This window comes from Finegoldia sp. P2-F-LR, from assembly GCF_052932265.1.
In genome coordinates, this window is record NZ_JBRFJF010000011.1 from 43,857 (window position 1) to 65,636 (window position 21,780).

23 protein-coding genes and 2 tRNA genes are annotated in these 21,780 nt (G+C 34.0%); 12 read left to right on the forward strand and 13 right to left on the reverse strand.

The features are described from left to right. Nucleotides 1–12: 12 nt before the first annotated feature. A complete protein-coding gene (locus ACU68W_RS07600) occupies nucleotides 13–1,155 on the reverse strand; it encodes a glycosyltransferase (protein WP_094207984.1) in 1,143 nt (380 codons plus the stop codon). A gap of 274 nt (nucleotides 1,156–1,429) precedes the next feature. On the opposite strand from ACU68W_RS07600, the gene ACU68W_RS07605 reads away from it, so the two are divergent. The 6 genes from ACU68W_RS07605 to ACU68W_RS07630 all read left to right on the forward strand — a co-directional run bounded on the left by ACU68W_RS07605 (nucleotide 1,430) and on the right by ACU68W_RS07630 (nucleotide 7,143). Beyond that, nucleotides 1,430–2,380 carry a hypothetical protein gene (locus tag ACU68W_RS07605; protein ID WP_446756353.1) on the forward strand — a complete coding sequence of 317 codons (951 nt, stop codon included), beginning with the start codon at nucleotides 1,430–1,432 and terminating at the stop codon, nucleotides 2,378–2,380. Nucleotides 2,381–2,531: 151 nt separating this feature from the next. Beyond that, nucleotides 2,532–2,858 (forward strand): carboxymuconolactone decarboxylase family protein, encoded by a 327-nt coding sequence (locus ACU68W_RS07610; protein ID WP_304115030.1) that lies wholly within the window; start codon nucleotides 2,532–2,534, stop codon nucleotides 2,856–2,858. Nucleotides 2,859–2,950: 92 nt separating this feature from the next. After that, nucleotides 2,951–3,508, forward strand: coding sequence for a TetR/AcrR family transcriptional regulator (locus tag ACU68W_RS07615; protein WP_446756354.1), 558 nt, complete (start codon nucleotides 2,951–2,953; stop codon nucleotides 3,506–3,508). A 151-nt stretch (nucleotides 3,509–3,659) separates the two neighbouring features. Further along, the gene (locus ACU68W_RS07620; RefSeq protein WP_446756355.1) at nucleotides 3,660–5,057 is read left to right on the forward strand and encodes a radical SAM protein; all 1,398 of its coding nucleotides are present in this window, start codon (nucleotides 3,660–3,662) and stop codon (nucleotides 5,055–5,057) included. Between the two features lie 97 nt (nucleotides 5,058–5,154). Continuing rightward, a complete protein-coding gene (gene msrB / locus ACU68W_RS07625; protein ID WP_446756356.1) occupies nucleotides 5,155–6,099 on the forward strand; it encodes a peptide-methionine (R)-S-oxide reductase MsrB in 945 nt (314 codons plus the stop codon). 132 nt (nucleotides 6,100–6,231) lie between these two features. Beyond that, on the forward strand, nucleotides 6,232–7,143 hold the full coding sequence (locus ACU68W_RS07630) for a DMT family transporter (RefSeq protein ID WP_446756357.1): 912 nt from the start codon (nucleotides 6,232–6,234) through the stop codon (nucleotides 7,141–7,143). Between the two features lie 62 nt (nucleotides 7,144–7,205). Here the strand turns inward: ACU68W_RS07630 and ACU68W_RS07635 are convergent. After that, nucleotides 7,206–7,295, reverse strand: a tRNA-Ser gene (locus ACU68W_RS07635). 98 nt (nucleotides 7,296–7,393) lie between these two features. Here ACU68W_RS07635 and ACU68W_RS07640 point away from each other — a divergent pair. Further along, entirely contained in the window at nucleotides 7,394–8,083 is a 690-nt protein-coding gene (locus tag ACU68W_RS07640; protein ID WP_446756358.1) for a gamma-glutamyl-gamma-aminobutyrate hydrolase family protein, read from the forward strand. Between the two features lie 72 nt (nucleotides 8,084–8,155). Here the strand turns inward: ACU68W_RS07640 and ACU68W_RS07645 are convergent, their stop codons facing one another. Then, nucleotides 8,156–8,494, reverse strand: a complete 339-nt coding sequence (locus ACU68W_RS07645) for an arsenic metallochaperone ArsD family protein (RefSeq protein WP_446756359.1) — start codon at nucleotides 8,492–8,494, stop codon at nucleotides 8,156–8,158. Between the two features lie 82 nt (nucleotides 8,495–8,576). Here ACU68W_RS07645 and ACU68W_RS07650 point away from each other — a divergent pair, with 82 nt between their 5' ends. Continuing rightward, the gene (locus tag ACU68W_RS07650; protein ID WP_446756360.1) at nucleotides 8,577–9,353 is read left to right on the forward strand and encodes a TraX family protein; all 777 of its coding nucleotides are present in this window, start codon (nucleotides 8,577–8,579) and stop codon (nucleotides 9,351–9,353) included. A 59-nt stretch (nucleotides 9,354–9,412) separates the two neighbouring features. Continuing rightward, nucleotides 9,413–10,561 (forward strand): CD0519/CD1768 family membrane protein, encoded by a 1,149-nt coding sequence (locus ACU68W_RS07655; RefSeq protein ID WP_094207969.1) that lies wholly within the window; start codon nucleotides 9,413–9,415, stop codon nucleotides 10,559–10,561. Nucleotides 10,562–10,607: 46 nt separating this feature from the next. Here the strand turns inward: ACU68W_RS07655 and ACU68W_RS07660 are convergent, their stop codons facing one another. The 3 genes from ACU68W_RS07660 to brnQ form a co-directional block, all read right to left on the reverse strand. Beyond that, nucleotides 10,608–11,147, reverse strand: coding sequence for an isochorismatase family protein (locus ACU68W_RS07660; RefSeq protein ID WP_446756361.1), 540 nt, complete (start codon nucleotides 11,145–11,147; stop codon nucleotides 10,608–10,610). A 76-nt stretch (nucleotides 11,148–11,223) separates the two neighbouring features. Continuing rightward, nucleotides 11,224–11,577 carry a YkvA family protein gene (locus ACU68W_RS07665; protein ID WP_094223031.1) on the reverse strand — a complete coding sequence of 118 codons (354 nt, stop codon included), beginning with the start codon at nucleotides 11,575–11,577 and terminating at the stop codon, nucleotides 11,224–11,226. A 65-nt stretch (nucleotides 11,578–11,642) separates the two neighbouring features. Further along, complete coding sequence (gene brnQ, locus ACU68W_RS07670) at nucleotides 11,643–12,920, reverse strand: branched-chain amino acid transport system II carrier protein (RefSeq protein ID WP_446756362.1); 1,278 nt, start codon at nucleotides 12,918–12,920, stop codon at nucleotides 11,643–11,645. 138 nt (nucleotides 12,921–13,058) lie between these two features. Between brnQ and ACU68W_RS07675 the strand changes: the two genes are divergently transcribed. The 3 genes from ACU68W_RS07675 to ACU68W_RS07685 are packed head-to-tail and all read left to right on the forward strand — an operon-like array spanning nucleotide 13,059 to nucleotide 16,087. Next, entirely contained in the window at nucleotides 13,059–14,294 is a 1,236-nt protein-coding gene (locus ACU68W_RS07675) for a putative DNA modification/repair radical SAM protein (RefSeq protein WP_446756363.1), read from the forward strand. 2 nt (nucleotides 14,295–14,296) lie between these two features. Beyond that, entirely contained in the window at nucleotides 14,297–15,040 is a 744-nt protein-coding gene (locus ACU68W_RS07680; RefSeq protein ID WP_446756364.1) for a TIGR03915 family putative DNA repair protein, read from the forward strand. A 21-nt stretch (nucleotides 15,041–15,061) separates the two neighbouring features. Then, entirely contained in the window at nucleotides 15,062–16,087 is a 1,026-nt protein-coding gene (locus tag ACU68W_RS07685; protein ID WP_446756365.1) for a DUF3644 domain-containing protein, read from the forward strand. Nucleotides 16,088–16,259: 172 nt separating this feature from the next. On the opposite strand, the gene ACU68W_RS07690 is transcribed toward ACU68W_RS07685, so the two are convergent. From ACU68W_RS07690 to ACU68W_RS07720, 7 genes are all read right to left on the reverse strand, one after another. After that, nucleotides 16,260–16,335 (reverse strand) — tRNA-Arg (locus ACU68W_RS07690). Between the two features lie 23 nt (nucleotides 16,336–16,358). Further along, nucleotides 16,359–17,543, reverse strand: coding sequence for a D-alanyl-D-alanine carboxypeptidase family protein (locus ACU68W_RS07695; RefSeq protein WP_446756366.1), 1,185 nt, complete (start codon nucleotides 17,541–17,543; stop codon nucleotides 16,359–16,361). A gap of 8 nt (nucleotides 17,544–17,551) precedes the next feature. Further along, the gene (locus tag ACU68W_RS07700) at nucleotides 17,552–18,688 is read right to left on the reverse strand and encodes a glycosyltransferase (protein WP_446756367.1); all 1,137 of its coding nucleotides are present in this window, start codon (nucleotides 18,686–18,688) and stop codon (nucleotides 17,552–17,554) included. A gap of 27 nt (nucleotides 18,689–18,715) precedes the next feature. Then, the gene (gene serS, locus ACU68W_RS07705) at nucleotides 18,716–19,981 is read right to left on the reverse strand and encodes a serine--tRNA ligase (protein WP_446756368.1); all 1,266 of its coding nucleotides are present in this window, start codon (nucleotides 19,979–19,981) and stop codon (nucleotides 18,716–18,718) included. Nucleotides 19,982–20,590: 609 nt separating this feature from the next. Further along, a complete protein-coding gene (locus tag ACU68W_RS07710; RefSeq protein WP_094203197.1) occupies nucleotides 20,591–20,773 on the reverse strand; it encodes a hypothetical protein in 183 nt (60 codons plus the stop codon). Nucleotides 20,774–20,785: 12 nt separating this feature from the next. Beyond that, nucleotides 20,786–21,013 (reverse strand): hypothetical protein, encoded by a 228-nt coding sequence (locus tag ACU68W_RS07715; protein ID WP_094203196.1) that lies wholly within the window; start codon nucleotides 21,011–21,013, stop codon nucleotides 20,786–20,788. A gap of 57 nt (nucleotides 21,014–21,070) precedes the next feature. Then, nucleotides 21,071–21,775, reverse strand: coding sequence for a hypothetical protein (locus tag ACU68W_RS07720; protein WP_094223026.1), 705 nt, complete (start codon nucleotides 21,773–21,775; stop codon nucleotides 21,071–21,073). Between the last annotated feature and the right edge of the window lie 5 nt (nucleotides 21,776–21,780).

Below are 21,780 nucleotides of genomic sequence, written 5' to 3' on the forward strand. Positions count from 1 at the left end.
ATATTCTCTCCTTTAAAATAAATTTTCTATTCTATTTAATAATCTTTCGTTATTTTTTTGTGGATTTAATTCTGATTGCATCTTTCTGCAGTTTTCTTGAAGCGTGTGGTAGAATGATTGGTCATCTCTAAGTTTAAGCAAAACATTTCTCATTTCCTCATCTGATTCGTGATCAACCGCAACTCCCACATTCCATTCGTTCACAACCTCTGACAAATAAGTGTCTCTTGCGACAATTATAGGAAGCTCTGCGTGAATGGATTCGTATAATTTGTTCGGAAGTGCAATCCTAACATTCTTCATCGACGCATCGTACACTGAGAATATGCAATCGCATTTCGAATAAAGCTCTGCAATTTCATCGTCATAGTAAAATTTGCCACGATATTCAATGAAATCTTTCGTTTCAGCAAGTTCTTTGAAGTAAGTTCCACTCTCGAAACCTGCCATCATCAAATTCATTCCCAAACCGTCCATAGCTTTCGTAAGCTTTTTCAATTCGTTCAAATATCTTAGCCCACCGATGTATCCTACAGTGAAAGTATCGTGTTGGTTTTTCACCCTTAACTTATCATAATCTCTGAATAATTCCAAATTTGGTATATTAGGCATGAACACCAAATTATCCTTGCTGTATTTCCCTTCAAAATGTTCCCAGAATTTCATACTAGTAACAATCATCAAATCCACGAATGAAAGCATATTGTTCTCTCTTTTTTTCAAAACAGAAGACACAATATTCATCGGGAAATTCTTCTTGTCATCAGTCAAATATCTGTGAATATCCGGTACTTCGTATATAATCTTAACCTTGTTGTCGTTATTTTTCTTGTATTTTGTAGCTATCTCTAGCATATCATAACTTTGGACGTGAATTAAATCCGGTTTAATTCTCTCCAATATTTTATAAGCTTTCTGTGAGAATTTGTAAGTTGGAATAAGCCTTTTCATAGGGTTACTGTTGTCAGCATCTATGTTAATTATTTCCTTCTTGCAAAAATCACGCTTGAAATCATATTTTTCATCTCCACCTTTGTCCCAACAAATAGCATACAAATCGAACTCATCTTTTACAAGATCCATTCTCTTTATAAGCCTTGGAGGTGGTGTCGTATTAATCAAAAAAGTGTATTTTTTTTGATTTGATTTTTCCATTTTTCATCATCCTATTAATATATTTAACAGTTAAAATTATATCACAACTTCACTAAATTTGCTTATTTTTTCTGTAATCTTTAGAATTTCTTAACGTTTGAAACCAAAAAATACCCACACTACTATTATAAGTGTTTTGCAAATACATTTGTCTTTAATCAATAACAATTTTTATACTAAAATAAATTCACAAAACAATGTAATTTCTATTAAATAATTGGTATAATTAAATTGGAAGAAAACAAATCTTCACTACATAAATTAGGAGCTAAAAATGAAAATGAAAAAATTATTTAAAATGTTGGCTATTGCCCTATTGATTTGCTTGAGTGTGCAAGTAAGTAGCTATGCAATGGACTATCCGGAATACGACGGAGAATTGTATAACGCAGCTTTTGATGGTATGCCTACAGGAATATATAATAAAGACGGAATACTTGTGGATCCATACGATGGTTCAATTATAAAAGAAAGAAACACTTGGATAAAATTTGGTGATAACACTCAAACATATGAAGATATTGCAGGGAATATGGCTAAGCAAGATGATTATGGAAATAACGCGTTAAATTATGTTCGTTGGATAAACAGCGATGGTACCATAAATAAAACAAAAAGATACGACGATGTAAAAAAGAGAACAGAAAGCGGAGTAATCAGGTTCATAATAAGAAAGAATCCTGCAAACAAAAAGAATGTAATAGTTATTTTGAGAAATCTAAATACAGGTGAAACTCGTAAAACAGTTGTCCCTTATGGCAAGAAAAAAGAAAGAGCATTGGACTTTGCAGATTATAAAATCGAAAAAATGTATCAAGAAGGTGTCAATAACGAAGAATTTATTATAACACCAGAAATTAATGAATTTTCATTAAATCAAGACAATGTAATTAACCACGATCACGACATCTACCTCACTGTAGCTGAAAACACAGAATACAAAGAAGAACAAAAAAGAAAACAAGAAGAAGAAAAACGCAAAAAAGAAGAAGAAAAGAAAAAAGCTGAAGAAGAAAAAAAGAAAGCCGAAGAAAAACGCCAAAAAGAAGAACAACTAAAAAAAGAAAATGAAGAAAAACAAAGAAAATACGAAGAAAAACTCGCCCAACAAAAACTTCAACAAGAACAACAAAAAGCCAAACGCAAACGAATCACAATCGCTGTCGTTGTCGCTTCAGTTATTTTAATAGCAGCTGGATTTGTATTGTACAAGAAGAGAAGATAAAGCCTTCAAATTCAAAAATACAATTATACAAAATATCTATAAATCTCCCAGCATTTATTGAATTATTCTATAATTAAGATTTTTTACGTCGTATTTGATAAGATTATATTAACAAGGCAATGTAAATTGTCTAAAAAATAGGAGGTAATTTATGGATAGTAAAGAAGTATTGGCTCAACAATCAAAATTATTTAGAGAAAATTTGCCAGGAGTAACTGAAAATTTCTCAGATTTATGTGGTACTGTTTTTAAAGACGGAAAATTATCTTTGAAGGAAAAAGAATTGATAGCTCTTGCAATTGCTATTACTGTAAAATGCGAAGGATGTGTTGTTCATCACACTACAGGATGCGTAGAAGCAGGTTGTACAATGGAAGAAATTTCAGAAATGATTGGTGTATGTGTTGCTATGGGTGGTGGCCCATCAAAAACTTTCGCTGGAAAAGCATTACAATTAGCTGAAGAATTATTAAAATAATTACGATTGACTAGCTGCAAGCTATTTGCAGCTAGTTTTTTGGTGGAAATTTTTCTAGTTTTGGAATATGATTATGTTAAAAGGGGGAGTTTATGAACGCGGATTATACGAAGAAAATGATAATGGAAAATTTAATCAATCTTCTCAACAGAATACCTCTGAATAAAATTACGGTGGGAAAACTAGCTGAAGAATGCGGAATCAACAGAAACACGATTTACTATCACTTTAAAGATTTGAACGAAATCATCGACACGATTTTTGAAATAAGACTTAAGAGAGTGTTGAATGAATCGGAAAATATTTCTTGGGAGGATAATTTTATCGAAGAGTTTCAGTTTACTATTGATTACAAAACTGCGATTTATCACATTTACAATTCTATTTCTAGAAAAACACTGTCTGATTATTTGTACAATAAATCGGGACAAATTATGAGAAACTACATAGAAAATGTGGACAAGGAAATTCACGCTAAAAAGGATGACAAGGAGATTATTATTAAATTTTTCCAAAGTGCGATTACGGATTTAATTATCAGATGGCTGAATTCTGGAATGGATGAGGATATCGAAGAGAAGATTAAAAGGATAGGATTTTTATTAAAAGATACTGTTAAATCTTCATTAACTAGGAGTAAAATGAATTAATTTATTAGATTTTTTGTCATTTTTGTTAGAATTTTAGGCAAATACACCCTTTTGTCCAAAGACTTTGATTAACGTTTGAGATACAATGAAGTTAAGATATATATCTATTGAACTGATTCTAAAAAATTTTAATATATGAAAAGGTGGTTATATGAAAATTATAGAAGCTGGAAAAAGATATGGATTTGATAAGGTATTCGATTATGTTGCGAAGGATCCTCAAAAACGAGGGGTACAATTAGTCGAATGGGCAGAAAACCTTTCTCACGGAGATTTCTCGCCTCAAATTAAAATTATAAGGGAAGTTTTTAAAGACGAAAATCACCCTTACCATAGTTTTGTGATGAAAATTTTCCAAGAAGTTGACAAAAAACAAATTAAAAAAGTAGCGTATAACTTTTTTATGAATGCGTCTGTTTTGGGATGGCAAACTCAACAAAAATACAGAGAAGAATACAATTGTAATATCCCATGGGCAATTTTGTTGGATCCTACATCTGCATGTAACTTAAAATGTACTGGATGTTGGGCTGCTGAATACGGCTACAAACAAAACTTAAGCTATGATGAGATTGATTCTATCATCACTCAAGGAAAAGAATTGGGAACTTATATGTATATATACACAGGCGGTGAACCTCTTGTGCGTAAAGATGATTTGATTAAATTGTGTGAAAAACACAACGACTGTATATTCTTATCATTTACTAATGCAACTTTAATTGACGAAGATTTCGTAGACGAAATGCAAAGAGTTGGTAATTTCATTCCTGCGATTTCACTTGAAGGTTTTGAAGAAGCAACTGACGGTAGACGTGGAGATGGCGTTTATAAAAAAGTAATCAAAGCAATGAAGATGCTACAAGAACGTCATTTGATTTACGGTATTTCTTGCTGCTACACTTCCCAAAACTTTGATTCAATTACAAGCGAAGAATACTACGATTACTTAATAGAGTTAGGGGCGTATTTCGTGTGGTACTTCCACTATATGCCAGTTGGAAATGCTGCTGTAACTGATTTACTACCTACTCCTGAACAAAGAAAACAAACTATCGAAAGGCTAAGAAAATATAGAGCAGAAAAACCATTATTCGCATTGGATTTCCAAAACGATGCTGAATATGTTGGAGGTTGTATCGCAGGTGGAAGAAGATATCTTCACATTAATGCATCCGGCGATGTGGAACCTTGTGTTTTCATTCACTACAGCGATTCTAATATCAGAGAAAAATCTTTGTTGGATTGTTTGAGAGCTCCCCTATTTACAAAATATCACGACGGTCAACCATTCAACGATAATATGTTGATGCCTTGCCCAATGCTTGAAAATCCAAACGAACTTAGAGAAATGGTTCATAGCACTGATGCAAAATCTACTGATTTGGAATCTAAGCAAACTGTAGATTCACTTTGTGGTAACTGCGATGAATATGCGAAAAACTGGGAAGTTGAAGCAGAAGAAATCTGGGACAAGAGTCCTAAGAAGGAAAGATTTAAAGGTTCATATCACACAATGAATCGCCAAGAAACAATGAAATCAAAATAATTTCAATGAGCAGCTTTTAATAAGCTGCTTTTTGTATGCCAAATTTTCTGTTGAATAAAAAATATTTAACTGGGTATAATTTTGTAAGAGGTGTAATATGAGATTTATTGAAAAAAGTACGATATATTTAGCTGGTGGATGTTTTTGGGGAGTGGAAGCTTATTTCAAAAAATTACAAGGTGTAATAGACACTGACACAGGCTATGCAAATGGCGAAGGAACAGACACTTATTATAGAAGAGTAAAACAAACTCATCACGCAGAGACGGTGAGAATTGTCTATGATAAAAACAGGTTGGATTTGGCTGAAATTTTACTTCATTATTTCAGAATTATCAATCCAATTTCTGTGAATAAGCAAGGAAACGATGTTGGCGAACAATACAGAACTGGAATTTTCTACGAAGATGAAAAAGATTTGGAAATAATCAATTCTGTTGTGAATTACATTCAATCAAAATACGATGAAAAGCTAACTGTTTTGGTTGAAAGATTAGAAAATTTTGTATTAGCAGAAGATTATCACCAAGATTATTTGGACAAAAATCCTGGTGGATATTGTCACATCAATCTGAATGCTTTTGATGAGGATTTGGATACGACTGAATACAAGAAAATGTCCGATGAAGAATTGAAACAAAATCTATCCGATGTGAGTTACAGAGTTACTCAAAACGAAGCGACTGAACGCCCTCACACATCAAGCTTCAATGATTTTGATGAAAGAGGAATCTATGTCGACATCGTAAGTGGTGAGCCGTTATTTTCTTCTAAGGACAAATACGATGCGGGTTGTGGTTGGCCATCATTTACGAAAACTATTACGTCAAGTTCTGTAAATTATTCCGATGATCACAAATTATCCAGAGTTAGAACTGAAGTTAGAAGCAAACACGCTGACAGTCATTTGGGTCATGTGTTCGACGATGGTCCTAGTGAAAAAGGCGGTCTTAGATATTGCATCAACGGTGCAAGTTTGAGATTTGTCCCATTAGAAAAAATGGAAGAAGAAGGATATTCACAATATATTCCGTTCGTATAAATCGGAAAATCACAAGGAGGATTTCGTTCCTCCTTTTTTTGTGTGCAAATTAATTTATTGGGCTTTTTAGGTGTTTACAAATCGCACGAAAACTGGGATAATATATCTGAAATTAAATAAGAGGAGGAAAAAATGGATAAAAAGAAAGCAAATTTACTTGCTAAATTAGCGTTATTAATAGTAGCTATCCTTTGGGGAAGCTCTTTGACTGTAGTTAAGCAATCTTCCAAAACATTCAATCCCAACTTTATCTTGGCAATAAGATTTACGTTGGCAGCTATTTTATTATCAATCATTTTCTGGAAGAGACTTCGCCAAGCAAAATATGACGACATAAAAAACGGACTTTTGATAGGAATATTTTTGTTCATGGCGTATTCATCACAAACATTGGGGGTAAAATTCGCAGATCCTGGTAGAAGCGGATTCTTGTCTGCATCTTATTGCGTAATCGTGCCGTTTTTGGGTTGGATTGTATTCAAACAAAGACCAGACAGATACAATTTGTCGGCGGCGGCTTTGTGTATAACGGGAATATTTTTCATATCGCTTTCGGGATCGAGCGCTCACGTGGATAATCCGTTGGCATGGCTTGGAGATTTACTGGCTTTACTTAGCGGATTGTTGTTCGCATCGCACATCATCGCAGTAAGCGCCCTTGCAAGAGACCGTGACCCTATCGTCATGACGATATTGCAATTTATAATGGCGGCTGTGTTATCTTGGATAACTACAATTGTAGTAGAAGACAATTCAAATCTTGTCGTCACTTCAAGATCTGTGATGGAATTATTGTACTTAGCTATAATGTGTACTGCCGTTGCACTATTACTTCAAAACATCGGACAAAAATACACAAACCCATCCACTGCTGCAATTATTTTGGGATTCGAGTCAATATTTGGAATTTTAATTCCTGTACTTATCGGGATCGAATCATTGACAGTTTTCTCAGTAATCGGATTTGTATTCATATTTGCAGCGATTCTTGTCAGCGAGACAAAACTTTCGTTCTTGAAAAAGGACACAATAACTGCACAATAAATAGTACTTTTTAAGTACCAATTAAAAAACAGATAGCTAATTACAGCTATCTGTCTTTGTTTTGGCGGAGAAAGTGGGATTCGAACCCACGTGGGAAATAATCCCAAACGCATTTCGAGTGCGCCCCGTTATGACCACTTCGATATTTCTCCAAATATAATAATATTATAGCACTTTTGTTGATTTAATCAAAAAATGTATTTTTGTTTTATCTTTGATATAATAATATTGAAATATAATTGGAGGAAATATGAAAATAATAGGACTTACACCACTTTACAATGTGGCAGAAAACAGACTTTTTATGCTTAGAAAATACATTGAACTTATCGAAAAAAACGGAGCTTACGCAGTGATTCTTCCGTTCAATTCCGATAGGAAATTCTTAGAAGAAATCGTCGACAGGTTGGACGGAATCGTGTTTACAGGAGGACTTGATGTGGCTCCATCATATTACAATGAAGACAAGATTTTGGAATGTGGAATTTCATCAAATGTACGCGATGAATTGGAATTTAATCTGATGGATATTTGCTACAAAAAGGACATTCCCACTTTGGGAATTTGTCGTGGATTGCAAATAATGAATGTGTATTTGGGCGGAACTTTGTATCAGGATTTGAAAAAACAAAAGAACATCTCCATCATTCACTCTCAAGACAAACCTTACAATGATTTGGTTCACGAGGTTACAAATTACGGAATGTTCAAAGAAAAATTTGGCGACAGATTTTATGTGAATAGCCTTCATCATCAAGCTATCAAAGATGTTGCAGAAAATCTTGATGTGTTACAAAAATCTTCTGATGATATAGTGGAAGCGGCATACGTTAAGGACAAGAAGTTCTTCTTGGGAGTGCAATACCATCCCGAAATGGCGTTGGATACTTTGGCTCAAGGACACGAAATTGTCAAAATGTTTTTGGATTCAATAAAATAGATTCAATAAATTATGTAAACCTGTGATTGTCACAGGTTTTTTTGTTTTCCTAAAACTTAGGAACAAATCTTATCAGAATTTACGCTTATCGTTGACATAAGCTTGATTGAAAATATTTCTGTCGATGTGAAGGAAATCCAATATTTCGTAGCTTTTTGGATATCTTCCCGAAAGCACAACTTTTCCATCTACAACTGTGATTGGAAGTTTCATCCCGTTATCAATTTTCTGTGCAATCCCTTGTTGTTCGAACATATCGGGATTCTTGTTTAATTTAAACCTGTCGACAACGACATTCTTTGTTTTTAATTTCTCCAAGAAAAATGACAACATCACAGAATTTCTATTATCCATTTCATTTTCGAACAAATTATTCTCGTCTACTTTGTTCTCAAAAATCATCATTTTCATACTATCACCTATTATAATTATATCAGATAATAATGTGCTTTATTTGTGATAAAATAGTTGTAACAAATTCAAGGAGATTATCATGCAACTTTTAACTGAAACCCAAAGGCAAAAATATTTGGATATTTGGCACAGAGACAATGGAATATCAAGTTCTGGGCTGAAAGTAATCGCCTGTATATCCATGCTTATCAGTCACATTGTGCAATGCAATATGCTTCAAAAATTCAACATTTATCCTACGATGACACTCACATCATCTGACTGGAGAGTCACAGTAGGAGCATTAATGCTTTTTATCGGAAGAATTGCGTTTCCGATTTTTGCATTTTTGATCGTAAATGGAATGTTTCTAACCAGAAGCGTAGAAAAATACATAGTAAGGTTGTTTTCGTTTGCGATTATTTCGGAAATTCCTTTTGATTTGGCGATTAGTGGTGAAATGTTTGATTTTTATCACCAAAATGTGTTCTTCACGTTGGCACTTTCTGCGTGTCTTATATTTATCGTTGAAAAAATCGATAAATTTGACCAATCAAATTTCGTGAAGGCGATTTTAAAATTAATTTCCATAGCCATTTTCTGTGTAATTGCCAATTACTACCACACAGATTATTCTATGCTTGGAATTTTAGCGGTGTTTTTGTTGTATTTGGGCTCATCTTCCAGAAGAAACATTTACATAGCGATATTGTTCGGGTATTTTTTCGAAGCGTATATGTATTTGTTCGTGTATCTGTCGATTCCCATCATTCACTTTTACAACGGCAAAAAAGGCAACATCAACAAATGGGCATTCTACATTTTCTATCCAACGCATTTGTTATTGATAAGTTTCGTTCGTGATTTCATTTTATAGTTTGAATTTTAATCTAAAATACATTAGAATTATATATTATACTTTTAATGGAGAATTTTATGGAGAAAACTAAAAAACAAAGTGAAATTTCACTGGAATCTTTTGTGACAATCGCTGTCGTTTTCGGACTTTTTGGCTACATTGCAAAAGTTATGGGTCTTGGCAATATGTTTAATACTTTGATGAAAACGGCGCACGATTTGCTGCTTAACACTGTGTTTTTCATAATGGCAATCGCAGTTTTAACAGGTGCGTTGTCCAAGCTTTTAAGCGAATTTGGAGTTATCGCGCTAATCAACAAGATCATCAGCCCTATTATGAAACCACTTTACAATTTGCCTGGAGCTTCGGCGCTTGGTATATTGACGACTTTTTTATCGGATAATCCGGCAATCATTGGACTTGCAAAGGACAAAGGATTTGCCAAATATTTCAAGAATTATCAGCTTCCTACGTTGTGCAATTTGGGAACTTCATTCGGAATGGGATTTATCGTGTGGACTTTTATGTCTTCGCTTGGAAATGGTACGGAATTTTTCAAGGCGGCATCCCTTGGAGTTTTGGGAGCAGTCGTGGGTTCTGTGGTTTCCGTAAGAATTATGATGCATTTCACGAAAAAATTCTACGCCGATACTGATGAACAAGTGGAATTTGAAGAAGAACAAACGATCAAAGAAAAAGAAGATTTGACTTTGATGGAAAGAATTTTGAATTCAATGCTTGAGGGTGGAAAATCTGGTGTACAAGCTGGGATGGACATTATTCCTGGAGTTGTTGTTATTTGTACGTTGGTTATGATTCTCACATCAACTGGAACTGTTGAAAACGGAACCGTAGTCTATACTGGTGCTGCTTATGAAGGAGTCGGTTTGATTCCAAAACTTGGAGCATTGCTAAATCCCATTTTGAAACCATTGTTTGGGTTCACCTCATCAGAATGCATTGCATTTCCACTTACAGCTTTGGGAAGTGTCGGAGCAGCGCTTGGACTCGTTCCAAAATTATTGGAGAAAAATTTAATCACTGGAAATGATATCGCAGTTTTCACAGCCCTTGGAATGTGCTGGTCAGGATATTTGTCCACACATGTTGGAATGATGGACACATTAAACGCCAGAAAACTCGCACCAAAAGCAATTCTATCTCACACAATCGGAGGAGTAGCAGCTGGAATCAGCGCACATTTCTTGTATTTATTGTTAGGATAAAAAAATCCAACTTTGCTTTTCAGTAAGTAAAGTTGGATTTGTTTTTTTATTTGATTAGTTTCGACAAAGTTCTAAATTCAGGACTTCCCGCCCTTTTCAAAATATCGAAAATCAACGTTTCAGAATTGATTACCAAACAGTCCATCTCTCTAAAATTTTGAATAGCATTCATTTTATTTTCAACACGTCTGCTTGTAACGCAATCTTCAAGCACAATCATTTTATATTCGTCAATCAAATCACGTATCGTTTGGTAGACACAAATGTGAGTTTCCGCTCCGACAATTACGATTTGTTTCCTTCCTGTTTTTTCGATTTCATTCATAACATCATCAAGCTTTGCAGTAAAATCTACCTTGTCGAACACCTTCGTTTCGTATTCTTTCAAACATTCTACAGTATCTCCAAGTCCTTTCGGATATTGGCGTGTTGTAATCACAGGAATATCGTAAATTCTTGCCATCTCCAACACAGCCTTCGTGTGATTAAGCACGTATTCATTGTCGTGAAGAACAGGCACCAATTTTTCTTGCAAATCAATCAACAAAATTATCATATCGTCTTTATTCACATTAAACTTTTCCATATCTCACCTCAAAACTATCATACCATAAAAAAAGCACGCCTCACAGCGCGCTTTGATTTATTTAAAATTTCAATAACTATTTCACCACATTTTTGTAAATCAAAAAGCTTATCAATAGTAGTATCCCTACTCCTGCGACAATTCCAACTACTTTTAGTTTGGAGTTTAGTTGCTCTGCTTTTTGTTCACTGGTGTCGATGATGTCTTCGGGAATGAACTTCTTTGCGACCATCATTAATGATGGAGCGAGGATTAAATCATCCAAGATTCCCAATCCAGCGACGAAATCCGGCACGAAATCCACAGGGCTTACTACATAAAGCACAGACAATGCCAATACTATTTTCGACAATAATGGTATTTGTTTATTAAAAAATGCATACCACAATGTTGGTATTTCGTTCTTCAATCCTAATAATTTTTTAATCATTAACTCACCTCAAATATATTATACCATACATTGCACAATATATCGTATTACATAATAGTTACAATTTATTTTTTGATTTTTCCTATTAATCCTCCAATGACTGCTGGGATTATCCAAATAAAGCTTTTGATTTGCACTGGAAATACTGATTCGATTGTTTTCAACAAACCGAAATCCAATTTGAATCCGTTAAGTAGTACTATAATTGCGTAAATCGACACTCCGATTATGGATCCTAATTTTACGTTTCGTGAAAATGTATTTTGCTTGAACAAATTCAAGAAAATCAAAACTATTGCCACAGGATATATTGCTGTCAAAAATGGCGCGGAAATTTTTAGTATTTTTTCGACGCCAACTACTGCGAAGAACGCACTAAAAACTGTGGAAATTATTATGATTACATCGTATGAAATGACTCCGTTTGTTTTGTCTTTTAGCATATCACTGAAGAATTGTCCGACTGTTGTTGTAAGTCCAATCGCCGTTGTGAGACATGCCAATGCCATTGCAACGCAGATTAATACCTTTCCCAAAATCCCCAAATGTTGGTAGCAAATGTATAGCAACAAATCAACTCTTTCGACATTTCCTAGGTTGAACTTGGATGTGGCAGCTCCGAGGTAAATCAATCCTCCGTATACGAAGCAAAGTCCTATAGCTGCTATGATTGACGCTTTTATTGTGTATTGTTTGATAGTTTTGTCATCTGTAATTCCGTTTCCCATAAATCCTTTGGTAACTACAATTGCAAATACTAATGATGCCAACGCATCCATTGTTTGATATCCTTCTTCAAAGCTTGATTGGAAGACTTGAATTTGATATGTATTCACGGGCGTTGCAACGGGAGATATTATTCCTTTGAAAATAATCACGACAAGAGTTGCAATCAACAACGGCGTCAAAATTTTTCCTAAATTATCTATTATTCTGCTTGGTTTTCTGACGAATAAATACACACAAGCAAAAAATACTACCGTGAGCAAAACAGAATTTGCTCCTTTGAAAAATCCTTTTTGAATTATTTCTACTGTTGTTGCTGCAGTCCTTGGAATTGCAAGTCCCGGTCCTATCGCAAGCATAATTATAGTTGAGAATATTAGTGAAAATCGCGGACTTATAGTGTTGCCGATTTTTTCAATTGTTCCACCGCTTTTTGTCGCTGCGAGTAATCCCAAGAAAACCAGTCCTACTGCGCTTAGCAAAAATCCTAATGTCGCAATCAAATACTGATCTCCTACTTTATTACCCAAAAACGGTGGAAATATCAAATTCCCCGCTCCAAAAAACATCGAAAATAGTGCGAATCCACTAACAAATATTAATTTCTTATTTTTCATGATTACCTCTGTATAAATATTTTAAATTTTTATTAGTTCTTACAATTCTACCACAATTTCTTCCAGATAACAACTTTTTTCTAAAAAACAAACTTGTGCGAATGTTTGTTTTATTATAAAATACGAATAGGTGATATTATGGAATTAAAACGCAAATTATCAATATTATCAGACGCTGCCAAATACGATGTTAGTTGTTCTTCTAGTGGTTCAAAAAGGAAAAATACCTCTGACGGAATAGGCGCGGCGCACAATTCTGGAATATGTCACAGCTGGTCTGAAGACGGAAGGTGCATTTCGCTACTTAAAATTTTACTCACAAACAAATGCATTTACAGTTGTGAATACTGCGTCAACAGAAAAGAAAACAACATCGAAAGAGCAGAATTCACTCCAGAAGAAGTGGCTGATTTGACTATAAATTTTTACAAAAGAAATTACATAGAAGGATTATTCCTGTCGAGTGGAGTTGTAAAAAGTCCAGACCACACGATGATGCAACTTATCAGAGTTGCAGAGATTCTTCGAAATGATAAAAAATTCAACGGATACATTCACATGAAGGCAATCCCCGGAGCAAGTGAAGAATTAATCGAAAGACTAGGTAGACTTATCGATCGTATGAGTATTAACATAGAACTTCCAACTAAGTCCAGCTTGAAGATGCTCGCTCCTCAGAAAACGTATGAGTCCATTGAAAAACCGATGGATTTTATTAACGAATCCATAACTCAGTACAAAATTGACAGGAAAACAATCAGAAAAACTCCTTTGTTTCTACCAGCTGGTCAATCCACTCAAATGATTGTCGGAGCAGGTCGTGAATCGGATCTTACAATCATCAACAAAGCAAGTAGCCTTTATGAAGATTACAAGCTCAAAAGAGTTTTCTATTCGGGATTTGTCCCTGTAATCAAATCGAAATATACAGACGGAATCAAAAAAGTTCCCATGCTACGTGAACACAGGTTGTATCAAGCAGATTGGCTGATGCGATTTTACAAATTCAAATCAAACGAAATTTTGAACGAACAAAATCCGTTTTTTGATTTGACGTTAGATCCCAAAGCATTCTGGGCAGTGCAAAACGTAGCGAACTTTCCAATAGAAATAAATCGCGCATCTTATGAACAACTTCTTCGTGTTCCAGGATTCGGTCCAACATATGCGATGAGAATAATAAATGCGAGAAAATTTGCTAACCTCAACTACGACGATTTGACCTCTCTTAAAATCTCACTGAAAAAAGCGAAGAACTTCATACTTGTAAACGGAATATACCGCGGACAAAAATACAGCACAAAAGACGATTTGCTGGATATTTTGAGAATACAAGAAGGAAAAAATGTAACACAACTTAGTTTTTTGGAGTAAATATGAGATACAGTTATGACAACAGCTTAGACGGCTTGTTTACGGTGATTTTTGAACAGTACAGGCACATTGAAAATTCAATTATCGTTGTGAAATCAGAGCAATTGGATTTTTTGAATGATGACATATACGTTGAAACAAATACTGACAAATCATCACGTGTGAAAAAATCGATAATAGACAAATTCGGATTCAACTTTTATCGTAGCATCAACTACGCATTCGTCTCAGAAAATCCCGACAAATCAACAATTATCGCTAAGACAATCAAAAATATGTACACATACGGCTACAACTTCATCAACTCATCCGACAAAATTGCAGTTCAATTCAACAGCCTGTGCAAATATTCCACAAGAGAACTTCACGCATACAAAGGACTTCTTAGATTCAAAGAAATCCAAGACAATTTCTTGTTCGCAGAATTCGAACCTAACAACGACATTTTGGAATTACTCACCTATCATTTCAAAAACAGATTGAGAAATGAAAAGTTTGTGATTTACGACAAAAAAAGAAACAAGTGTGCAATATATGTGGACTATGATTTGGCATTTTACGATGTACAAGAAATTTTCAAAGAAGAATCTGATGAAGAGAAAATGTTTGAAGATTGCTGGATAGAATTCTACAATTCAGTCGGGATAAAAGAGCGCCAAAACCTCAAACTTATGCAGAATAATATGCCGAAAAGATACTGGAAATATTTACCAGAAAAAAACAAAATTTATGATAACGAAGAATAATTAATTTAAAGGAAGACAAATATGAAAGAAACCGAAGAAACAAACAATAAATTAGTCAGTCAATTAATTGAAAAAAGTATAGAAGCTTTTATCTTAGGAATTGAAATTTATAATAAGCCAACAATAAAATATAGAATAGAAGGATTTAGTTTTTTTATCTGTAATGCATGGGAATTGATGCTAAAAGGCGAATTAATAAATCGTGGAATACCTATATACTATAAAGACAGCCCAGAAAGAACTATTACTTTATCTGAATCAATAGCAAAAATATATTCTGATAAAAACACAAGAATAAGGCTTAACCTTGAAAAGATTATTGATTTAAGAAATATAAGCACTCACTTTATAACTCAAGACTATGAAGTAAAATACGCTCCTCTTTTTCAAGCGTGTGTACTAAATTATATTAGTGAAATCAATAGATTTCACAGTGTAGATATAACTAAATATATACCTCAAAATTTCTTAACTATTTCTGCTCATTATCAGCCTTTGACTAATGAGGAAATTAAATTGAAATACCCTCCAGAGATAGCAGAAAAATTCATTAAAGAAGCAAATGAGGTTGATGTCCTTACGGATGAATATAATTCAGATAAATTTTCAATTAAAATAAAGCAAGTTTTGTATATAACTAAGAAAAGAGATGATGCTGATTTCACAGTTCGTATAGAAAAAGATTCTAAAACTCCTATTGAAATAGTGAAAGAACTTAAAGATCCCGCTGATACTCATAAATACTCTTTTAATAGTGTGGTTACAGCTGTTCAAGAACGTTTGAAAAGAAAAAATATTGTATTATCTTATGAGAAAGGTTTTACTGCATATGTTCTAACTCAATTTATCAATTTTTATAATATAAAAGAAAATGATAAATATTGCTATAAGCATAAGATTGGAAACAACAATAGCTATACATATTCTCAACAATTTATCGAATTTATAGTTGATGAAATAAGTAAAGATCCATTAAATATTGTTGAAAGTCTTAAAGATGGTAATAAGAAATTGAATATTTCAAGAGAAGAAAGCAAAAAAAGATAACCCCAGGCACATAGGAATGCTCGATATAAAATATCTACCCCTTTTTGGGACCCAGCGTTAATCCTTCACAAGTTATCTTTGTTAACTATATTATAGCATATTTTCAACAAAACAAAAAGAAAACTTATCTTAATCTCAAAAAAATCCCTGAGCAACAATGCTCAGGGATTTTTGGTACTCCCACCCGGATTCGAACCGGGGATGCCCCCTTAGGAGGGGGGTATTATATCCAGCTTAATTATGGAAGCACATAAAACCGACTCAAATCGGCTTATGATGCAAGAAGTGCTCCTAACAATTCGTAAGTGTATTTGGCGCTTCTTTTTATTCTAGTTAATGTGTCTGCTTTTTCGTAAGGTTTTTTGACAACGAGGCTTACTTCTCTTTTGTCGCCTTTTCCGGTGTCTATCACAACTTTTCCTACGATTTGTCCTTTTTTCAAAGGAGCTTTCAAATCTTTTTTGATGTCGACTTTTTGTTGCAGACCAGTTTTGGTATTATACAAAATGGATACGTCTTCTGTCGGATAAATCTCAACGTTTTTGTCCACAACGCTGTTGACTGATTTCGTTTCGATTGGTTTTTCGCTGTTTAATATATTCATTGGTTCAAATGAATTTCTGACGTATTCAAGCATTATTTTTTGGTAAGTATTTCTGTCGTATTTTGTGGGAGCTCCCATCAAAACAGATACTACTTTGTTTTTAGGATCGTTTGGTTTCAAGCTCATCGTAGTTATCAAACAGTATCCAGCTTTTTCAGTTGTTCCTGTTTTAAATCCATCTACGCCTTCTATTTTTCCTAAAAATGGAACTGTAGTTGCAGCTTCGTATTTTCTACTTGGCATTACAAGTTTTTGTGTTTTAGTGTAATTCAAAACTTGCGGGTAATTGTTGATTGTATATGTGGTTAATTTTGCCAAATCTTTTGCGCTCATCAAATTTTCCTTGTCTTTTTCAGGATAACCTGATGCAGAATAAAACTTCGCAGATTCCAATTCTAATTCGGCTGCTTTTTTGTTCATTCTTTCGACAAATTTTACCACAGATCCTTCTGATTTCACTGCTAATTCGTCTGCGGCATCATTCCCGCTGACTATCATCATTCCCCTTATCAAATCATTTACAGTTAATTCTTCGCCTTTTTTAAGTTGCATTGTGCTAGCTTCAGGCTTAGCGTATTGTGTTTGGATTTTGATTTTATCGTCGAGCTTGTATTTGTTTGCGTTGATATCTTCCATAACCAAAACATAAGTCATGATTTTAGTTAAGGATGCTATAGCCAAAGGCTTGTTCTCGTTGTAATTCAATAATTCCTGGGAATAATCCTGTTCAATTGTGTAATACGCTTTTACTTTGTCTTCAAATCCCAACTTCGAGTCCGCTTTTGATAATGCAGGTTGAAATACAATAGCAAGTACTAACATTAAGGGTATTATTTTTTTAATACTCTTCATTTCTCACCTCATCTTTTCGATATAACTTCTTCGTACACTTTTATTACATCATCTGTAATATTTTCTTCGGAATATACTTCTTTGATATCGTGTGATATTTTCTCTCTGTCGTATTTTTCAATATTGTCGTGCATATATCTTAACGCTTCGGCTAACTTCTCAACGTTAAATCTATCAACCAATATTCCATTTTCTTCATTTATTAAATGTTCTGGCCCACCGCATTTACTTGCGACCACAGGAAGTCCTGCGGACAATGCTTCCAAATACGCTAACCCAAAAGTTTCTGAATACGAATACAAGCAAAACATATCCGCATTATTGTAGCCCTCAACGATTTTTTCTCTTTTAGTAAGTCCAGGAAGAAATACTTGGTCTGTCAAATTCAATTCTTCGACCATTTTAAGTAGCGGTTTTCTCAAAAATCCGTCCCCATAAATCGTAAGCTTCACATTTTTATCGTTTGAAAAAGCAATGTTAAACGCCTCGATCAATTCTTTCGGACCTTTTGTCGTGATTACATTTCCAGTGGATACGATGTTGAAAATATCTCCCCTTTTGAAATTCTCGTTGTTTTTGAAAATCGTAAGGTTTGGAATAATCGCAATTTCTGTAGAATCTTTTCCAAATTCTTCTTTAATTTTCTCTTTGAATTTGGGGCTTACAGTTATAAGTCCGTCAGTTCTGTCGTAAGTTTCTTCGGCGATTCTTCTGTAAGAAGGCTTGATAGTGTCTTGGTTTACAACGGAATTGCATTCAGTTAGTACGAATGGAATGTTCAACTCTTTTGCAAGTTTGGATGTATAATATCCCTGGTCTGTAAAATAAGTGTGAATTACATCCGGTCTTCCTTCGATTTGCTCCACTTTTTTGTAGAAATGTCTAAGTACCAAATAAGAAAAGTCATAAAGGCTTTTGAAGATATATCTCCCAATCGGAAAATGAAAGGAATACACTTTGACATTATCTTTTATAAAATATTCACTTTTATATTTGCGAAAACGTCTAAGTGATCTGAAATCAAGAGCAATCAACACAACTTCAACGCCTTTTTTGGCTAGTGCAATTGCCTGATCCAATTCAAATATTCCGTTCATTTTGTATTTATCCGTTGGATATCCTCTAGCGATTATATAAGCCTTCATTTCTTTTCCTATCTTAATTTTAGTTTACTAGTCTATTATATCAAATCCTGTGTATTTTTGTAGCACTTCAGGAATTTTTATACTTCCGTCAGCTTGTTGATAGTTTTCGATTACAGCTGCAAAGCAACGTCCAATAGCAAGTCCTGAACCGTTTAATGTGTGAACGTATTGTGGCTTATTATTTTCGTCACGATATCTAATATTTGCACGTCTTGCTTGGAAATCTTCAAAGTTTGAACAGCTTGAGATTTCAACGTATCTATTATAACTTGGCATCCACACTTCAATGTCGTAAGTCATCGCTGATGAGAATCCCAAATCCCCAGAACAAAGTCTAACAACTCTGTATGGAATTTCCAACAATTGCAAGATTTCTTCTGCGTTATTTGTAAGTTTTTCTAATTCGTCATAACTTGTAGCTGGTTCAACGAATTTTACCATTTCAACTTTTTCAAATTGGTGATTTCTAATCAAACCTCTTGTGTCACGTCCAGCACTTCCGGCTTCTCTTCTGAAACATTGAGTAAAAGCTGTGTAATAAATTGGCAAGCTTCCTTGTTCCAAAATTTCTCCACCCAATAAATTAGTTACAGGAACTTCAGCTGTAGGAGCAAGATACATATCGTCTTTTTCGCAATAAAACATATCTTCTTTGAATTTTGGAATTTGACCTGTACCCTTCATCGCACTTGGACTCATAAGCACTGGAGTATTTACTTCAGTGTAACCTTGCTTGTCAGTGTGAAGATCAACCATGAAATTCATCAAAGCTCTTTCAAGTCGTGCGCCTTTTCCTTTGAATACACTAAATCTTGATTTGGAAATCTTAGTTGCTCTTTCGAAATCCAAAATATCCAAATCAACGCCCAAATCCCAGTGAGCTTTTATATCGAAATCAAATTTACGAGGTTCTCCCCATTTTCTCATTTCCAAGTTTTCAGTATCATCCAAACCAACCGGAACATCTTTGTTAGGAGTGTTTGGGATTTCCATCAAATATTCTCTGATTTCTTCGTCGATGTTTTTCAAATCATCATCCATAGATTTGATATCATCAGACAACTTCTTCAAGTTTTTGAAAAGTTCTGTAGTATCTTCTCCGTTTTTCTTCATTTGTGGAACTTGTTTAGAAAGCTTGTTTTGTTCCGCCTTCATTGATTCTACTTTTTGAATAACTTCACGTCTTTTTTCATCAGTATCCAAAAGTTTTTGAATAGGATATTCTCCTCTTCTTTTTTTAAGTGCTTCAATGATTTCTTCTGGATTGTTTCTAATTCTTTTAATATCTAACATAACTTTCTCCTTATAAAACAATAAAAAAACTCATACCAAGGGACGAAAATTACGTTTCCGCGACTGCCACCCTAATTAGCATAAGCTCTCTCAACTAATAACGCATAGAAGTTAGATTCATTATTTTCATATACTTATTCTCACCACACATAAGCTCTCTGAATTACTCCAATAATTACTATTTCTTCATCAACTGCAATATTCAACTATATTAATGTATATTTTACCACAAACAATCTTTTTGTGTCAATGTATAGCGTAATTACAACGTTTTTTATATTCATATTAGCATTTTGCACGAACATCTGACTACAAAAACAAAGAAATTCATCGCTTGTGAACCTAAAATCTCAAGCGCATCTTCGCTTTGCGCGAGTGAGATTTTTAACGGTTCTCTTCGCTGGAATTTCTGATTGTTTTTTCCGTATGATATTCTTAGCAAAAACGCTAATATGATTTAACGAATACAATAAATTTTCAAAAAAACACAAACGTACAAAATGCTAATCAGATTTGTAAGCTTTATTAAGTCTTAGCAACACCATTACTAAACTTTTTTGCAAACAAAAACACCAAGCTCATCTCACAAGATTTGCTCAGTGTTATTAGTTAAATATCTTTGTCTGCATTTTGGAAAAATTTTGCCACATATCCTATTACAACTAAAACCAAGAATACTTTCATCAAGAATTTCAAAATACTAACAGTTATTCCCATAATTCCCATCAAAATATTCAAAGCCAAAATAGCCAAGAATATGTACAAAATGTATTTTAAATATTTGTTATCCATACTCCACTTCCTTTATACTTCTTCTTTTGCGAAAAATCTTCTGTAAATAAATCTAATTACCAACACTGCTAACGCTATTTTAATGAAAACTTTTAAGAATGAATAAGCAACAGCTCCAATCGCTACCAAAATTCCTACAATTGCGCCGCCTAATCCCAATATCAAACCAAAAGTTCCCAAAATAGCAGCGAAAACTATTGATAGAATAACTATCAACGTTACGAATGCTAAAGTAATCATAACTGCCTCCCTTTGCTTTGTATAGTACCTTTTATTACATTATAGCACAATAATCCCTTATTCACAACAAGCATTAGGAGATAATTCAAAAGATTTTATAAAAAACTTACCACCTTTTTGTATCAGTTTAAGTTCTGATTTGATATCATCTTCCAAGATAATTTCCTTAGAATTGACTTTGCACACCACTGGCTCAAACGCCCATTCTTCATCATTTTCCATTACATAATACGAATTGTCATCCTTAGAATACACGACATTTTCTTTGTTTGTAACATCATCTGATGAAATATTTGCGTATTTCAATAAAACCACATCCACCAAATTCTTGTCAACTTTCAAAATCTTAGCGTTTTCTCTTGTTTGTTTGAGTGCATCTGGATTTTGTTTTTTAAGTTCATCTATTTGGGATTTATCCTTTTCTGGATCCAGCGTTTTGCTTGGAAAATTCGCCACGAAATTTTTCAACGTAATATCTTGTGGTGATGCGAAGCTCTCGCCGTAGAAAAATGTATCTAGAGAGTTTACAACCTCTTCGCCATTATAATCGTACGGCTTGTTGAAGTTCGCTGCGATTTTGTCGACATCTGATTTTTCCAACCTACCGTCTTTTGAAATGTCCACACCCTTGAACCCATCGTTCAAATAATCTGCCACATACGCCTTTTTTTCTTCAGGCAATTCTGGCATTTTCTTCGAACAAGATGCAACAAATACGACACTCAAAACCACAAGTACGATTTTAAATAATTTGTCCTTCATAACCC

Coding starts and splice junctions, on each gene's coding strand:
- ACU68W_RS07600 (WP_094207984.1), bottom strand. CDS start 1,155: ATGGAAAAATCAAATCAAAAAAAATACACTTTTTTGATTAATACGACA.
- ACU68W_RS07605 (WP_446756353.1), top strand. CDS start 1,430: ATGAAAATGAAAAAATTATTTAAAATGTTGGCTATTGCCCTATTGATT.
- ACU68W_RS07610 (WP_304115030.1), top strand. CDS start 2,532: ATGGATAGTAAAGAAGTATTGGCTCAACAATCAAAATTATTTAGAGAA.
- ACU68W_RS07615 (WP_446756354.1), top strand. CDS start 2,951: ATGAACGCGGATTATACGAAGAAAATGATAATGGAAAATTTAATCAAT.
- ACU68W_RS07620 (WP_446756355.1), top strand. CDS start 3,660: ATGAAAATTATAGAAGCTGGAAAAAGATATGGATTTGATAAGGTATTC.
- msrB (WP_446756356.1), top strand. CDS start 5,155: ATGAGATTTATTGAAAAAAGTACGATATATTTAGCTGGTGGATGTTTT.
- ACU68W_RS07630 (WP_446756357.1), top strand. CDS start 6,232: ATGGATAAAAAGAAAGCAAATTTACTTGCTAAATTAGCGTTATTAATA.
- ACU68W_RS07640 (WP_446756358.1), top strand. CDS start 7,394: ATGAAAATAATAGGACTTACACCACTTTACAATGTGGCAGAAAACAGA.
- ACU68W_RS07645 (WP_446756359.1), bottom strand. CDS start 8,494: ATGAAAATGATGATTTTTGAGAACAAAGTAGACGAGAATAATTTGTTC.
- ACU68W_RS07650 (WP_446756360.1), top strand. CDS start 8,577: ATGCAACTTTTAACTGAAACCCAAAGGCAAAAATATTTGGATATTTGG.
- ACU68W_RS07655 (WP_094207969.1), top strand. CDS start 9,413: ATGGAGAAAACTAAAAAACAAAGTGAAATTTCACTGGAATCTTTTGTG.
- ACU68W_RS07660 (WP_446756361.1), bottom strand. CDS start 11,147: ATGGAAAAGTTTAATGTGAATAAAGACGATATGATAATTTTGTTGATT.
- ACU68W_RS07665 (WP_094223031.1), bottom strand. CDS start 11,577: ATGATTAAAAAATTATTAGGATTGAAGAACGAAATACCAACATTGTGG.
- brnQ (WP_446756362.1), bottom strand. CDS start 12,920: ATGAAAAATAAGAAATTAATATTTGTTAGTGGATTCGCACTATTTTCG.
- ACU68W_RS07675 (WP_446756363.1), top strand. CDS start 13,059: ATGGAATTAAAACGCAAATTATCAATATTATCAGACGCTGCCAAATAC.
- ACU68W_RS07680 (WP_446756364.1), top strand. CDS start 14,297: ATGAGATACAGTTATGACAACAGCTTAGACGGCTTGTTTACGGTGATT.
- ACU68W_RS07685 (WP_446756365.1), top strand. CDS start 15,062: ATGAAAGAAACCGAAGAAACAAACAATAAATTAGTCAGTCAATTAATT.
- ACU68W_RS07695 (WP_446756366.1), bottom strand. CDS start 17,543: ATGAAGAGTATTAAAAAAATAATACCCTTAATGTTAGTACTTGCTATT.
- ACU68W_RS07700 (WP_446756367.1), bottom strand. CDS start 18,688: ATGAAGGCTTATATAATCGCTAGAGGATATCCAACGGATAAATACAAA.
- serS (WP_446756368.1), bottom strand. CDS start 19,981: ATGTTAGATATTAAAAGAATTAGAAACAATCCAGAAGAAATCATTGAA.
- ACU68W_RS07710 (WP_094203197.1), bottom strand. CDS start 20,773: ATGGATAACAAATATTTAAAATACATTTTGTACATATTCTTGGCTATT.
- ACU68W_RS07715 (WP_094203196.1), bottom strand. CDS start 21,013: ATGATTACTTTAGCATTCGTAACGTTGATAGTTATTCTATCAATAGTT.
- ACU68W_RS07720 (WP_094223026.1), bottom strand. CDS start 21,775: ATGAAGGACAAATTATTTAAAATCGTACTTGTGGTTTTGAGTGTCGTA.